14 protein-coding genes are annotated in these 13,493 nt (G+C 65.6%); 6 read left to right on the forward strand and 8 right to left on the reverse strand.

Going from position 1 to position 13,493, the window contains the following annotated elements; all coding sequences use genetic code 11:
* The first annotated feature begins 22 nt into the window (after positions 1-22).
* The 4 genes from A7X97_RS05115 (at position 23) to A7X97_RS05130 (ending at position 3,559) form a co-directional block, all read left to right on the forward strand.
* The gene (locus A7X97_RS05115) at positions 23-370 is read left to right on the forward strand and encodes a winged helix-turn-helix transcriptional regulator (RefSeq protein WP_072168105.1); all 348 of its coding nucleotides are present in this window, start codon (positions 23-25) and stop codon (positions 368-370) included.
* Between the two features lie 487 nt (positions 371-857).
* Positions 858-1,265 carry a hypothetical protein gene (locus A7X97_RS05120; RefSeq protein ID WP_088497909.1) on the forward strand — a complete coding sequence of 136 codons (408 nt, stop codon included), beginning with the start codon at positions 858-860 and terminating at the stop codon, positions 1,263-1,265.
* Positions 1,266-1,341: 76 nt separating this feature from the next.
* Complete coding sequence (locus A7X97_RS05125) at positions 1,342-2,205, forward strand: Smlt3025 familytype IV secretion system inhibitor (protein ID WP_072168103.1); 864 nt, start codon at positions 1,342-1,344, stop codon at positions 2,203-2,205.
* 31 nt (positions 2,206-2,236) lie between these two features.
* Positions 2,237-3,559: a Smlt3024 family type IV secretion system effector gene (locus A7X97_RS05130; protein ID WP_111007672.1), complete on the forward strand. Its 1,323-nt coding sequence runs from the start codon at positions 2,237-2,239 to the stop codon at positions 3,557-3,559.
* 50 nt (positions 3,560-3,609) lie between these two features.
* Here A7X97_RS05130 and A7X97_RS05135 read toward each other — a convergent pair whose 3' ends face one another.
* Complete coding sequence (locus A7X97_RS05135) at positions 3,610-5,751, reverse strand: TonB-dependent siderophore receptor (RefSeq protein WP_088497911.1); 2,142 nt, start codon at positions 5,749-5,751, stop codon at positions 3,610-3,612.
* Positions 5,752-5,823: 72 nt separating this feature from the next.
* Entirely contained in the window at positions 5,824-6,468 is a 645-nt protein-coding gene (locus tag A7X97_RS05140) for a TetR/AcrR family transcriptional regulator (RefSeq protein ID WP_072168101.1), read from the reverse strand.
* Between the two features lie 81 nt (positions 6,469-6,549).
* Between A7X97_RS05140 and A7X97_RS05145 the strand changes: the two genes are divergently transcribed.
* Positions 6,550-8,085, forward strand: coding sequence for an FAD-dependent monooxygenase (locus A7X97_RS05145; RefSeq protein ID WP_088497912.1), 1,536 nt, complete (start codon positions 6,550-6,552; stop codon positions 8,083-8,085).
* Here A7X97_RS05145 and A7X97_RS05150 read toward each other — a convergent pair.
* The 6 genes from A7X97_RS05150 to A7X97_RS05175 form a co-directional block, all read right to left on the reverse strand.
* Positions 8,082-9,785: a hybrid sensor histidine kinase/response regulator gene (locus A7X97_RS05150; RefSeq protein ID WP_111007678.1), complete on the reverse strand. Its 1,704-nt coding sequence runs from the start codon at positions 9,783-9,785 to the stop codon at positions 8,082-8,084. The two genes, A7X97_RS05145 and A7X97_RS05150, sit on opposite strands and share 4 nt — an antisense overlap.
* A 378-nt stretch (positions 9,786-10,163) precedes the next feature.
* Positions 10,164-10,412, reverse strand: a complete 249-nt coding sequence (locus A7X97_RS05155) for a hypothetical protein (protein ID WP_005417258.1) — start codon at positions 10,410-10,412, stop codon at positions 10,164-10,166.
* 79 nt (positions 10,413-10,491) lie between these two features.
* Entirely contained in the window at positions 10,492-10,776 is a 285-nt protein-coding gene (locus A7X97_RS05160; protein ID WP_088497913.1) for a hypothetical protein, read from the reverse strand.
* 124 nt (positions 10,777-10,900) lie between these two features.
* Positions 10,901-11,170 carry a hypothetical protein gene (locus tag A7X97_RS05165; RefSeq protein ID WP_072168098.1) on the reverse strand — a complete coding sequence of 90 codons (270 nt, stop codon included), beginning with the start codon at positions 11,168-11,170 and terminating at the stop codon, positions 10,901-10,903.
* A 150-nt stretch (positions 11,171-11,320) separates the two neighbouring features.
* The gene (locus tag A7X97_RS05170; RefSeq protein WP_088497914.1) at positions 11,321-12,532 is read right to left on the reverse strand and encodes an MFS transporter; all 1,212 of its coding nucleotides are present in this window, start codon (positions 12,530-12,532) and stop codon (positions 11,321-11,323) included.
* Positions 12,533-12,659: 127 nt separating this feature from the next.
* Positions 12,660-13,079: an HD domain-containing protein gene (locus tag A7X97_RS05175; protein ID WP_005417250.1), complete on the reverse strand. Its 420-nt coding sequence runs from the start codon at positions 13,077-13,079 to the stop codon at positions 12,660-12,662.
* A gap of 130 nt (positions 13,080-13,209) precedes the next feature.
* On the opposite strand from A7X97_RS05175, the gene A7X97_RS05180 reads away from it, so the two are divergent.
* Positions 13,210-13,467 (forward strand): hypothetical protein, encoded by a 258-nt coding sequence (locus A7X97_RS05180; RefSeq protein ID WP_005417248.1) that lies wholly within the window; start codon positions 13,210-13,212, stop codon positions 13,465-13,467.
* Positions 13,468-13,493 lie beyond the last annotated feature (26 nt).

Here is a 13,493-nt window from a genome sequence, read left to right on the forward strand (position 1 = left end):
ACTATGGTTTTCCGGAGTATGCATGCGTAGCAGGCGTTGGGATGGCAAGAGCGGGTGTGCGGTGGAAGTCACGCTGTCCGTGATCGGTGGCGTGTGGAAGCCGATCATTCTGTTTCACCTGATGACCCGCAAGCGACGTTTCATGGAATTGACCCGGCGGGTGCCCAACGCCACCCAGTCCATGCTCACCAGCCAGCTCCGTGAACTGGAAGCCGATGGCGTGGTGATCCGCCACGTGTATCCGGAAGTGCCGCCAAAGGTGGAATACGAGCTGTCCGAGTTCGGTCGCACGCTGGTGCCGGTGCTGCTGGCCATGCGCGAGTGGGGCGAGACCTACCGCGGCTATCAGAGCACCCAAGGCGATAGCTGAAGGCTGAGGGGCGTTGCGCCTGCCGCATGTGGGTTTCGCGAATGCCTACAGCCATCGGCGGGTCTTTGGCACCGCGAGCGCGCATGTCGTATACGGCTGGATAGGGCGTCCGGAAAGTACGCGTCGATGGTAGTCGCCTGCTGGCGAAGAACGCCAGTCAATGGACAACTCGACATCCACTGACGCAACCAACGTAGCGACGTGATCGATCAGGATTTCCCTGCTTTCCACCGCCGGTTCAGGGCGGTAACCATGTCCGCGCCAAGGCATTCGCCGTGGCCGGGATTGGCGTCCCGAACTTACGTAGTACAAGGCGTCGTAGTTGCAACGTATGTTGCGATCACGACAATGCAGCTTCTGTCAGTTCATGGCGGATGGTGCGTGGGGGTCTTAGGGCCCGTCGGCTTTCGTACTACGTATCCGGCACGCCAACCCGCACCGTCCGCCACCTTGCATCTGCAGGTGGCCACAACGTGAGGTTGCCGTCATGCCCGAACGTCTTCCCGACCATCCCCGCCTGCACGCGCTGCTGGGTGCCGCTGTACTTGATCTTCCCGCTGCCTTGGCCGAAACGCTGGAGGACGCGCTCCGCGAATCCGCCGAGTTCGTCACTCCATCGGCATTCTTTGCACACCTGAAAGGCCACGGCAGGAACCTGCGCGCCGATGGCGAGGCCTGGAGTGAAATGTGCCTGAGCCCCCGCCGCGCCTTCGACATGGCCCTGGCCACCCGCAGCGTTTCGGGCATCACGGCTTTGACTGCGGTGCTGCACGCCGCGCATGTGGCGCGGGAGAGCGACGATCCCGCCTGCTGCCCCTCCGCAGCCGTGGTCGAAGGTCTGTTCAACGCCTGCCAGGCGTTGTCGCTGCAGGTGGAACGCTGCCTGGTGCCGTGAAGGGCTGCGACGCGGTTCCTGTTCCGTTGACGCCCGGTTCCCTATAGTGGCGCTGGAACCCCGCAATGGAATGCCCATGCACGTGATGTCCCCCGGCCGTTGCCTGACGCTTGCACTTGCCGTCGCGGTGAGCGCCAGCGCATGTGCACGGTCACCGTCCACCGAACACGAAAGGAATCCCGCCATGTCCGGCGCAACGCAGACCGGCCGCACGATCAACGGCCACACCTATACCGATGCGCCCGTGGACGTGAAGCTCGGGCCGAATACCTTCCGCATTCCGGCCAACTACCTGGACAGCCAGATCGCACCATGGCCAGGCGAGGGCGTAACGCTGGTCATCGAGTGGCCGGACATGAAGCCGACGGCGCCGGGTGCGCGGGCCAATCCGCGTACGAATGATTTCCGGAAGGAGATTCCCATCCGGATCAACTATGTTGATCGCGTTCCCGTTGAAACACTGCTTTCAAGGCTGTCGTCAAATGAAGCCATCACGGAGGAGGGCTCTGTGGAAAGGGAGGATCCCAGGGACCGTCTCGATCAACGCGTTGCGCAGCCGGAAACCTTGGGCCTGACGCCCCATGCAATCGATGAAGCGAAGATGGTGGTGTACGCGAAGAAGTATGAGGCGCGGTACGGGAAGCCGCCTGTGCGCAATCCCGCCTACGAAAGAGACTGGTACATCGCACGTCAGAGCGACGGCCGGATCAGCTCATTCATCAAATGTGACGGCGAGGAATTCCGAGGCGACGGCGTGCGGCTGGAGGGGCGCGAGGTGATCAGTGAGCCAGGGGAAGTGGCCGCGGGCTGCGTTCATTACTTCGTGGACATCGACAACAAGCTGTCCGTCAGCCTGGACTACAAGAGAGCGTTTCTGAAAGACTGGAAGCGCATGGAAGAGGCCGTCAGGGACGTCATCGCGCGCACCCGGTCCAAGTGATCGGTGATTCAAGGAAGAGAAGGGGCAGGGTATGAGTGGATTGACAGAACGCGATCTGAGCGTCCTTGGCAGCTATGCCAGAGACGGCAACCGCGAGCTTTACTGGAACTACCTGTCGCAACTGCCGGGAGCCGATGGATACGGGACACTGGCACTGGGTGTTGTACGCAATGACAGCCTGCCGGGACGCGTCGCGAACGCGTATGCACAAAGCTACGCAAAGACCCAGCAGGACGAGGGATCCCGGTTTTCAAATGCACAGTTGACGGAGCGGCAATGGGAGTCCTTTGGGCAGACCCTGCTCGAAAGAGATCTTGAGTTGCGGCAGCAGTGGATGAACGAGCGCCGTCCAGACCTGGCACTGAATCTCCCCGGCAAGGATGTAATGCTGGCTCACGACCGGGCATTTGAACGGCATGAACTTGATCCTAACTGCTGGACGCCGCGCGTGTTGCTGCAAGCGGCTGAGCAGAAGAGCGGCCCCGAGAAGCTGGAACAGATCTGGACCAACATGCTCAACAATGACTACGCCGGAGGCCCGCGCGTAGGCAACACCAGTGTCGATGCCGTCAGCCAGATGGGATGGGTGAAGGGCGGCCAGTACCTCACCCGGTTGAGCGTGCTGGAAGCCACCCAGGCGCTGGAGGGCCGCTCAGCAGTCGATCCGAACGTCATCGGTGGCAACAGCTACTACGCGATGTACTTCGAAGCGGACAGGAAGTGGGCCAGTGTCAGCGCGGGCGGCGGCCACATCTCGATGCGGGAGATCACCGACCCCGCACGCATCGCCGAACTCAACGACACGCGCGAGGTCCGTCTGGAGCGCCAGGAAAAACGCACCCAGTTCCACCCGGACGACCCGTACCGGACCATCACCCGCAGCCCGCTGACCGCCGCCGTGGACGACGTGCCGGATCCCTCGCAGGCACCGACCCGCCTGGCCGACATTGGTCCGGGCCACCGCGACTACGCACTGATGCAGCAGGTGCGCGAAGGCGTGGCCGCGATCGATGCCAGCGCGGGACGTACCCACGATGAGAACAGCGAGCGCTTGGTGGCGAGCGTGATGGCATTGGCCCGTCGCAACCAGCTTGAACGGGCGGACCATGTCCTGCTGAGCGCGCAGACCGCCGAGCATCCGGCCGGCCGCAACGTGTTCGTGGTGCAGGGCGAGATGAGCGATCCCGCGCATCTGCGAGCCGTCATACCTACCGATGTTGCGGTGCAGATGCCGGTTGAACAATCACTGCAGCAGATCGAAGCTGCCAGCCTTGAGCGCCAGCAGGCGGCCATGCAGCGCCAGCAGGATATCGATGTGCAGGCGCGCGAAAGTCACGCGATACGCATGGGGTGACCAGGCGAGCGCCGAGCCGGGCGTGGGCACGGCGCCACAGGAGCGGCTCGTCAGAAGCTGTAAGCCGCCTGCACATACACCCGCCGCGGCTCGCCCGGGAAATGCCCGTTGCGCTCGATGAAGCCGCTGGCCGCGTACACCTTGTCGAACAGGTTCTTGACGTTGGCCTGGAACTGCCACTGCTTCCACGTGGTCTTCCAGCTCATGTCGAATACCGTGTATGCCTTGACCGTCTGCCCATCCAGGCTGACACGCTCGCCCACATGGTCGGCGCCGAAGCCGATTGCCGAGTTGATCGAAGGCAGGTCGTAGCGCGTCCACAGGCCGAGCTTGTTGCGTGGCGCATTCGCGAAGCGGTCGCCGGAGGCATTGGTGATGCCGTTCGGTCCGGCGTCCTTCACCCGTGCGTCGTTGTAGGCGTAGGTCAGGTTCACCACCCAGCGCTCGGTCACGTCGGCCAGCAGGTCCAGTTCCATGCCCGTACTGCGTACCAGGCCCAGCGCGGCCAGCTGGTTCACGCCGTCCCGTACTTCACCGGTGGCCTGCACGATGTTGCTGCGGTCGATGCGGTAGGCCGCCATGTTCAGGGTCACACGGTCGGCCAGCAGGGACTTCAGGCCGACTTCCCATTGCCTGCTGCGCTCAGCGTCGAACGGTCCGCCGGCCGCCGGGTTCTGGTTGGTGGCACTCTGCGGCACGAAGCCGCTGGCGATGTTGGCATACAGGTTCACGCCGTCCCGGACGGTAAAGGTACTGCCCAGGCGCCAGCTGAGATCGTTGCCATCCACGCTGCCGCCACCCATGCGGTCCTCATCCTTGAAGCCATCCCAGCGCAGTCCGGCCAACACGTGCCAGCGCGTGCCCAGCGCCAGCTCATCCTGCAGATAGCCGCCGTAGCGCTTGCTGCGGGTGGCGGTGCTGCGCCAGGGCAGGGCGGCCAGGTTGTAGTCATGCCAGGTGCTCACGCCATAGACCGGGTTGAACAGGTCGATGCCGCGCACCGGGCCGGTGCCGCGTGCCAGGTCGGCACTGTTGGCGGTCTGCGCCGTGAAGTCGGCGTCGAGCTGGTACATGTCGGCGCCGAACAGCACCTTGTGTTCGACGCGGCCGGTATTGATCCGCCATACGGCATTGCCGCTGGCGGTGAAGGCCTCGTTGTCGCGGATCTGGTTGCGCAGCTGGCGCGTCATCCACTCGGCCACGCCGTCGCGGTCACGATCAATCAGCCCCATCGGCTCGTGGTACATCTGGTGCTCGTTGTTGCTGAACCAGCGCGCAGCAATGTCCACGTCCAGCGTATCGAGCGGTGCGAAGCGATACTGCGCCAATGCAACCCTGGCGCGCATGTCGAGGAAATCACTGGCCTCGTTGTGGTTCCATCGCCGGTCGGTCAGGAAGGTGCCGGCATCGTTCACTGGCACACCGCGCAGGCGGTTGCCGCCCAGGTTCTGGGTGATGTCGGTGAACTGCAGCACCAGTTCGCCGGTCTGGCCAACGTCGAAGGCCAGCGATGTATCGCCGATCACGCTTTCGCTGTCGGAATTCCAGCGTACGCCCTGCTCGCTGTCGGCATAGAGGCCGGCGCGATAGCGAATGCTGCCGCTGGCATTCAGCGGGCCGGTGCCTTCGATCGACCCGGCGCGGAAGTCCTTGTCGCCTGCCTGCAGCTCGATGCGGTGTTCGGCGCGCGCCTTGGGCTTGCGCGTCACATAGTTGATGATGCCGCCCGCATCACCACCGCCGTACAGCGCACCGGCCGGGCCCTTCAGCACTTCCACGCGTTCGATGTTGAACAGCTGCGGCACCGAGAAGCCTGCATACGGATCGCCGCGCAGACCGTCGTAGAGCACGTTCTCCTGGCGGAAACCGCGCAGCGTGACGCCGGCATAGCTGAAGAAGCTGATGCCGCTGATGCTGCGGTAAAGATCGGTGACCTGGCGCGCCGCCTGGTCGTCGATCAGCTCGCGCGGCACGACCTGGATCGACTGCGGTACCAGTTCCAGCGGGGTATCGGTGCGGGTGCCGACGGCCGCATCGTTGGTGCGATACAGGGTCTGCGCGCGGCCGCGGACTTCCACTTTGTCCAGGTCCTTCGGGGCGTCAGCGGAGGTCTCGGAAGCCAGTGCAGGTGTAGCCAGGGCAAGAGGCAGCGCCAGGCAGAGGGCGTGCTTGAGCGGGGTTGGAAGGGGCATGAGGGACGAGGCTGGGCTGCAAATGAGAAAGATTAGCATTTGCAGCGCTTCGAGGCCTATCTCCCGGATGCACTATGGACGCGGGCCCGGGTCGGTATACGGAGTGCCGGCCAGGGCCACCAGCACGCCGGTCCCGCCGCGCACGATCAGCTGCAGCATCGCCTGGCGCGGATCCTCACCCTCCTGCTGGCTGGCCAGTCCTCCCTGATAGGCCGCCACCATCGACGCCAGCAGCATCGCCGCACCCAGGCGTGCCTCGGCATCATCCGCTGGCCGCCCGACCGCGCTTGCCATCAACAGCGTGAGGTCGTCGGCCAGCAGTGCCTGCAGCCGTCGCGCGTGCGCCACCAGCACCGGACTGTCGGCCACGGTGGCCCAGAAGGCCGCTGCACCGGCATTGATCCGCAACAGGGGATGGCCGCTGTCGAGCAGCTCCCTCACCAGAGACTGGAAGGCGGCCAGCGGCGTCATGCCGCGGCGCGCCGCCATGCCCTCGCGCAGCAACGCCCGCGCCTCCTCGTCGCGGTCGAATACCAGGTCCTCCTTGCTGGCGAAATAGTTGAAGACCGTCTTGCGCGAGACTCCGGCGGCCTCGGCGATCTCGGACATCGACACCGCCTCGAAGCCACGCCGGATGATCAGCGCGGTGGCGACATCGGAAATTGCCTGTCGGGTCTGTGCCTTGCGTTGCTCGCGACGGCCTTGGGGCGGGGTCATGGCGGTTGGCTTGTGTAAACGTACACCGAGTGTAACATTGTGCGCACGAGAGCGCCGGGCCGGCGCAGAGCGGGGATCCTGATGCTGTACGACGTTGTCATTGCCGGGGCCGGCCCGGTCGGCCTGTTCCTGTCCTGCGAGCTGGCCCAGGCCGGCTGTTCGGTCCTGCTGCTGGAGCAGGCTGAGTCGCCCGATTCAGCCCTGAAGCGCCTGCCCTTTGGCCTGCGCGGCTTGAACGCGCCCACGCTGGAAGCGCTGGATCGGCGCGGCCTGCTGGACGCGGTCGCGGCCCGCCAGGTGCTGAAGCCGGACAAGGGCGCACCGCCGCCCGGCACCGCCCATTGGCTGGCGCAACCGCGGCCGCTGGGAGGCCACTTCGCCGGCATTCCTTTCGCCCTGGATGACGTGGACGGCGGGCGCTGGCGTGATCGCCTGCCGACCCCGGTACCCACCCAGATGGCGGTGGAGCTGCAGTCGCTGGAGGCGGTGCTGGCCGAGCGCGCAGTGTCACTGGGTGTGCAGATCGAGCGGGGCTGTACGGTGCAGGCAGTGCACGCACACCAGTCACAGATGGAGGTGCAGACCGCTCGCGGGCTGATGCGGGGGCGATGGCTGGTCGGTTGCGACGGCGCCCGCAGCACGGTACGCAAGCACTCCGGCTTCGAGTTCGCAGGGACGGCGCCCGAGTTCACCGGGTACACGCTGCAGGTTGAACTGGCCGATCCGTCGGTGCTCACCCCGGGGCGTCAGTTCACCGAATACGGCATGTGCAATTTCAACCCGCCGGGCGTGCTGGCGCTGGCCGATTTCGACGGTGGCGCAGGCCACCGCGGGCCACTGGACCTGCACGCCTCCCAGGCGTTGCTGCGGCGGGTGTCCGGGCGCCAGACAACGATCACCGCGTTGCATCTGGCCACCACATGGACCGATGCCGCGCGCCAGGCCACGGCCTATCGCAGCGGCCGCGTGCTGTTGGCTGGTGATGCGGCGCACATGCATTCGCCGCTGGGAGGTCAGGGCCTGAATCTCGGCATCGGCGATGCGATGAACCTGGGGTGGAAGCTGGCCGCCGTGGCGCGAGGCGACGCCGCCGAGACGCTGCTGGACAGCTATCAGGCTGAGCGTCATCCGATCGGCGCCCGGGTGCTCGACTGGTCGCGTGCGCAGGTGGCGTTGATGCGACCAGGCCCAGGGCAGCGCGCGCTGGCGGCGGTCTTCGCCGACCTGGCCGCGACCCGCGACGGTGCCACCTATCTCGCTGAGCGGCTGTGGGGCGTGGCACAACCAGCGGTGTTCAACGGCGAGCATCCGTGGGTTGGCCAAAGCGTGCCTGACGTCCAGCTGGCCAATGGCGATCGCATGGGGGAGCTGCTGCGCGCAGGGAAGGGCGTGCTGCTGGGGCTCGATACCGGCGTTTCACTCGGCCCGATCTTTGCGCGCTGGCAACGCTCGGTTACCTGCGTGATATCCACGGCGCGCGATGCGATGGGACTGGGTGCGTTGCTGGTCCGCCCTGACGGTATCGTGGCCTGGGCCTGCGATGCCGGCGGCGATGCGTCGGGGCTGGCGCCCTCGCTGGAACGCTGGTTCGGTCCGCCGCGGGGAGCGACCGGCTAGGGCGATGCCACCACAGCCAGCGCGCGGCGCGCGGTCTCGGTCATCACCGAGGCCAGCTGCTTCAATGAGTACGGCTTGCGCAGCAGGGTGAAGCCATGGCCAGGATCCCGCGCCAGCAATTCGCTGTAGCCGCTGGTGAGGATCACCGGAAGCTCCGGGAAGCGGGCGCGGATGGCACGGGCCAGATCCAGGCCGTTCATGCCCGGCATTACCACGTCGCTGAACACCACATGGAAGCGCGAGGCATCCCGTTCCAGCTCGGCCAGGGCCTCGTCCGCATTGCGTGCAAGGACCACGCTGTAGTCGAGTTCGCGCAGGGCGCCCACCGCAAATTCGGCCACGTCGACGTTGTCTTCCACCACCAGCACGCAGACGCCATGCCCATGCTGCAGCCCCGATTGCGCCGCCGGCCGTTCCGTCGTTTCTCCTGCCTGCGCCAGCGGTAGGTACAGCGTAAAGCGGGTGCCGGCGCCGGCCTGGCTCTGCACGTCCACCTCGCCTTCTGACTGCTTGACGAAGCCGAATACCTGGCTGAGACCGAGTCCGGTCCCAGCGCCCACGCTCTTGGTGGTGAAGAAGGGCTCGAAAATGCGGTCAACCACCGCAGGGTCGATGCCCGCTCCGGTGTCGGTCACACTGATTGCGGCAAAGTCGCCCTTCATCGGCGCGGCGAAGCGCACCGAAGGCACGGCGGTTACCTGCTCCACCTGGATGGTCACCCTGCCGTGTCCCTCGATCGCATCGCGGGCATTGACCGCGATGTTGATCAATGCAGTGTCCAGCTGGGTCCGGTCCAGCAGTACCGGCATCGGTGTATCGGGCAATGTCAACGACACCTGGATGCGCGCGCCAAGTACCGTGGTGATGATATCCGAGAGCGCGTGCACGCTTTCGCAGAGGTCGAAGACCTCCGGCGACAGGCTCTGGCGACGCGAGAATGCAAGCAGTTGCGCGGTCAGCTTGGTGGCGCGGTCCGACGCTGTTGCAATGGCCTGGATGTAGCGGCGCCGGGTGTCGTCTGCCGGCCACGTGTGCAGGAGCATGTCTACCGAACCGGTGATGACCTGCAGCAGGTTGTTGAAGTCGTGGGCCACCCCGCTGGTGAGCTGGCCGATCGCCTCCAGCTTCTGCGACTGGCGCAGCTGCTCGCGGGCGCGCACCAGTTCCAGATGGGCCTCCCGCGCCTGCTCGGTGATCGCCGCGACCTGGCGGCTGTGCAGGTCGCGCTCGATCACCCGTTCGGTCTGTTCGCTGACCACGCACAGGATGCCGGCCACACTGCCGCAGCCGACGCGCAGCGGCGAATAGGAGAACGTCCAGAATGTTTCACGCAGCGTGCCGTCGCGATCCATCATCAGTGGCAGGTTCTTGAAACTGCGGCTGGTGCCGGCGAAGGCATCGTTGACGGCCTGAACCACGTCTGGCCATACGTCCGCCCAGACATCCTCCAGGCGATTGCCCATCGCGCCGTGCAGTTTTTCCCCCAGCATGGGCAGGTACGCATCATTGAAGAAGAACGCCTTGTCTTCCTTGCCCCAGGCAAGCCACAGGGGTTCTGGCGAATCCAGGATCATCGCCAGCAACGTGCGAAGTTCGGCGGGTGCGCTTGCGGCAGTGGCCGAGCGGGCCCAGTCACTGTCCTGCAGCAGTCGGTAAGCGAGCTGATCAGGTGCAGAGACTGGCAGGGGAAAAGGATGCATGGCCGCCATTGGCGCAGGAAGGTGGCGCAGCATAGCCCAGCGCATGTCATGACGCTCTGCACACCGCCGACATGAAAGACCTCGCCACTTCGCCGCCGACGTGGCAGCGATGTGCCCTTTGTTCCGCAGGTTGCCGCTATCGCGACGCAGCGCGAAGGGAGGCGACGCTGGCCTGAGCGGCGGGTCTAGCCCTCACGACCTGCCTGCGCGGTGAGCGCATCCCGGCCAGCCTCGGTGAGATCGATATCCCCGTCCTCTGCCTGTACAGCCCATCCGGCGGTCACCGCCCACGTTGCGGCATCACCGCGCACCGGTTCTGCAGCGGCGATGGCCTGGAGTATTTTCCGCTGTTCCACAGTCATTACCACGTCGCGGTCCTCAGATACCCAGCAACGACGCCGGTTGCCAGTCCGACAGCCGGGCATGGCTGACCGGTTGATGGCAGCCGCACCCGTCGCAGCGGAACAATGCTCCACCTGGCAAGTGCACCAGATTGTCCTCACTGGCCGAACTGGTCGATGTGCAATGCCGGCAGGTGACCGTGAGCGCGGTGATGCGCTGCACGCCCCCTGACAGATCGAACACGGCCTCGAACGCGCGAATGACAGGGTGGGCAGTGTCCGGCATCTGAATCTCGACAGGGTGGGGAGACCCCATCGTCGCGCGCCGGTTGTGATGGGCCAGTCAGCCAGGTGCATGGACATGATCAAGACAGCCGCGGCAACCGGCAGCGCTCCATTTCAGAGATCCTTTTTTTTCTTTTTCCGCTCAGGTCCAGCGGCTTGTCACTGCCGCCGCGCTCGCTCGACCACACTTCCACACCCTTGTTGCAACGGCTCTCGCGGGCAGCGACCTCGCGTGGCAGATCCTTCAGATGGGGTGACTCCTGGCAGGCCGGATGCATGGCACTGTCGTCGTAGGTGGCGCAGGCGCTGAGCGACGCCAGAGCGATGGCAGTGAGGGTGGCGCGGAATGAAGGCTGCAGGTTCATGGGATGGCCTCGGGTAATGCCAGGATGGCCATGGAATTCAAATCCGTGACGCCGGGCATGCACAATCGGACCCGTTGCACTTGTTATTCTGTAACAAATGCGCGATAGTCCGGCCCCTGCTGGGTCAGGCGATGCAGATCATCAGCACCATGCACAGCGCCACCATCAGCACGAACACACGACGGCTCAGCGCCAGGCAGGCCAGATAGGCTGCGAGCGCCCACGCAGCCAGCAGTGCACAGGCCACCACCCACAGCCCGATCCCCATCATCGAACCGGCTGCCAACGCGGACAAGGCAATGGCCTTGGACAACGCCACCCCCAGCACGCTGCCCAGCATGCCGGCCTGCAAGGCGATGGCATCGTGGCGGGCAGGGGCGCGAGGGTGGTGCATTGCGGGTCCGGTGCAGGCCGAGAAAACGGCGTCGGCTGCACTGTGCCCAAATGCACATCCACGAAATGTGTTCATCGCGCGTCAGGAGCGCGACGAAGCCGGCTCAGTCGAACGGTTGACCTGTGGATGCGATGGTTGGACGCCCGTTCTTCAGTGGTTGCCGGCGGCGACGGTCTTGCGCTTCCTGTCCAGCATCACCGCCGCGCACCACAGCAGCAGGCCGCCGATCGCGGTGGCTGCACCGACATAGCCGGTGCTGGCCGGGCTGAAGCCGGCGCTGATCGCCATGCCGCCCAGCCACGGGCCGAGTGCGTTGGCGGTATTGAAGGCGGCGTGATTGGAGGCGGCCGCCAGCGTCTGCGCTTCGCCGGCCACATCCATCAGTCGCGTCTGCAGCACCGCCGCCAGCGCACCCATGGTGCCGACCGTGATGATCATCGGGCCGATGGTCCACACCGACTGTGCGGCCAGCGGATACAGCAGCAGCATCACGATCGACCACAGCAGCACCACGGCGGCGGCCTTGAAATGGAACTTGTCCACCAGCCAGCCACCGGCGATGTTGCCGATGATCGCGCCGATGCCGAACACGCCTACTGCCAGCGGCATCCACGATTCGGCCACGCCGGTGACCTGCACGAGGGTGGGTGCGAGGTAGGTGAACACGCAGAACATGCCGGCGAAGCCGACCGCACCGATCGCTAGCGCCAGCCACACCTGGGGAGTGTTGAAGGCGCGCAGTTCGCGCATCGGCGAGGTACGCACTTCGTCCGGGTCCGGCAGCAGGAAGCGCGCGATCATCGCCACCGTGGCAATGGCCAGCACGCTGACCAGGGCAAAGGCGGTGCGCCAGCTCAACTGCTGGCCCAGCCAGGTGGTCAACGGATTGCCGACCAGGATCGCGATCGACAGGCCCAGCAGCACCCGCGACATCGCCTGGCCGCGCTGGCCGGCAGGGCTGATCGCAGCGGCCACCAGCATCGCAACGCCGAAGTAGGCGCCATGCGGCAGGCCGGCGACGAAGCGTGCCACCAGCATCGTGCCGTAATTCGGTGCCAGCGCGCTGGCCAGGTTGCCGATCGCGTAGAAGCCCATCAGCGCCAACAGCAGCTTGCGGCGCGGGAAGCTGGCACCCACGAAGGCGAGGATCGGGGCACCGACCACCACGCCGATGGCGTAGGCGCTGATCAGGTGCCCGACCTGGGTTTCGGAAATCGACAGGCCGCGGCTGATCTCCAGCATCAGCCCCATGCTGGCGAATTCGCTGGTGCCGATGGCAAATCCACCCAGCGACAGGGCGAGGATGATCAGGGTGCGCTGGCGGGGCGTCAGACGCGCAGCCAGGGAAGAGTTGGGGCTCATGCGGAGGCGCGATGGGGCGGGGGAGCCGTCCATTGTACTGCTGCACTGCAACAGGAGCAGCAGCACTCAGGGTAAATCAGCGTTTGATCGGTGACACGCCGGCCCTCCGCGCCGCCTCGCGGCGGGCTCAGATGCCCAGCGCCGCCCGGGCATGAGCGTATTTGTCGCGAAGGCGCCCTGCCGTGGTCCCGTCCAGCATCGCCAGCCGCTGTGGATCGGCGTTGTCATCCAGATCGGCGCGCTTCACTTTCAATGCAAGCGGGTGGGCGGCAATGCGCGCGTAGTAGCTGTCCGCGTCAGGAGCTGCATCGCGGTTGAGCAGTTGCACCGCCTCGCGCAGCGGCGCTGGAAATACCTCGATCCGCGCGGCAAACGCCGGGCAGTCCTCGGCCACGTCATGCAGCCAGGCCACCACTTCGGCGTCATCGTCGCCGCGCACGGCGGCCGCCACCCGCGCCACATGGCCGATATAAGGCTGGCCGGCCTTGTCGAACTGCCCCGCGTGGGCCTCGGTGGCCAGCGTACGGGCAAGTGCTACCCAGTCCATTGCAGTCTCCTTGGATATCCGCGCACAGTTTCGCGCAAGAGCCGCAGCGGTTGTGGATGCGCCCATGACGCTGCCACGGGCATGATGGCGAGGCAGGGGACGCAGTGTTGCCCCGACAAGGAGGAGTGAGATGCAGGAATTCAGGCATGTGCTGGAAACCCGTGGGCGCTATCAGCTGGTAGCGGTGTCCTACGAGCCGGTGTACGCTCCCGGCGATGTGGTCGGCCATGCGGTCGTCGCCGACGATGGGGATCGTCTGACCGACCTGATATCACTGGCCGAAGCGCGCCAACGCTTGCTGCAATTGGTGCGTGAAGAGGGCGAGGAGCCCGGGCTGGAAAACGAGAACCACCTGCGGAAGAAGGCGTCGCGCTGGCGCCACCGCTAGGCCGTCGCGCCGCGTGCGCATCATGG

Source organism: Stenotrophomonas sepilia (genome assembly GCF_003244875.1).
In the GTDB taxonomy this organism is placed as follows: domain Bacteria; phylum Pseudomonadota; class Gammaproteobacteria; order Xanthomonadales; family Xanthomonadaceae; genus Stenotrophomonas; species Stenotrophomonas sepilia.

Bases quoted from the DNA above. Each gene is read 5' to 3' on its own strand.
- A7X97_RS05155 (WP_005417258.1), bottom strand. From the start codon at position 10,412: ATGCCGGACACTGCCCACCCTGTCATTCGCGCGTTCGAGGCCGTGTTC.
- A7X97_RS05140 (WP_072168101.1), bottom strand. From the start codon at position 6,468: ATGACCCCGCCCCAAGGCCGTCGCGAGCAACGCAAGGCACAGACCCGA.
- A7X97_RS05130 (WP_111007672.1), top strand. From the start codon at position 2,237: ATGAGTGGATTGACAGAACGCGATCTGAGCGTCCTTGGCAGCTATGCC.
- A7X97_RS05120 (WP_088497909.1), top strand. From the start codon at position 858: ATGCCCGAACGTCTTCCCGACCATCCCCGCCTGCACGCGCTGCTGGGT.
- A7X97_RS05135 (WP_088497911.1), bottom strand. From the start codon at position 5,751: ATGCCCCTTCCAACCCCGCTCAAGCACGCCCTCTGCCTGGCGCTGCCT.
- A7X97_RS05160 (WP_088497913.1), bottom strand. From the start codon at position 10,776: ATGAACCTGCAGCCTTCATTCCGCGCCACCCTCACTGCCATCGCTCTG.
- A7X97_RS05125 (WP_072168103.1), top strand. From the start codon at position 1,342: ATGCACGTGATGTCCCCCGGCCGTTGCCTGACGCTTGCACTTGCCGTC.
- A7X97_RS05145 (WP_088497912.1), top strand. From the start codon at position 6,550: ATGCTGTACGACGTTGTCATTGCCGGGGCCGGCCCGGTCGGCCTGTTC.
- A7X97_RS05115 (WP_072168105.1), top strand. From the start codon at position 23: ATGCGTAGCAGGCGTTGGGATGGCAAGAGCGGGTGTGCGGTGGAAGTC.
- A7X97_RS05165 (WP_072168098.1), bottom strand. From the start codon at position 11,170: ATGCACCACCCTCGCGCCCCTGCCCGCCACGATGCCATCGCCTTGCAG.
- A7X97_RS05180 (WP_005417248.1), top strand. From the start codon at position 13,210: ATGCAGGAATTCAGGCATGTGCTGGAAACCCGTGGGCGCTATCAGCTG.
- A7X97_RS05150 (WP_111007678.1), bottom strand. From the start codon at position 9,785: ATGCATCCTTTTCCCCTGCCAGTCTCTGCACCTGATCAGCTCGCTTAC.
- A7X97_RS05175 (WP_005417250.1), bottom strand. From the start codon at position 13,079: ATGGACTGGGTAGCACTTGCCCGTACGCTGGCCACCGAGGCCCACGCG.
- A7X97_RS05170 (WP_088497914.1), bottom strand. From the start codon at position 12,532: ATGAGCCCCAACTCTTCCCTGGCTGCGCGTCTGACGCCCCGCCAGCGC.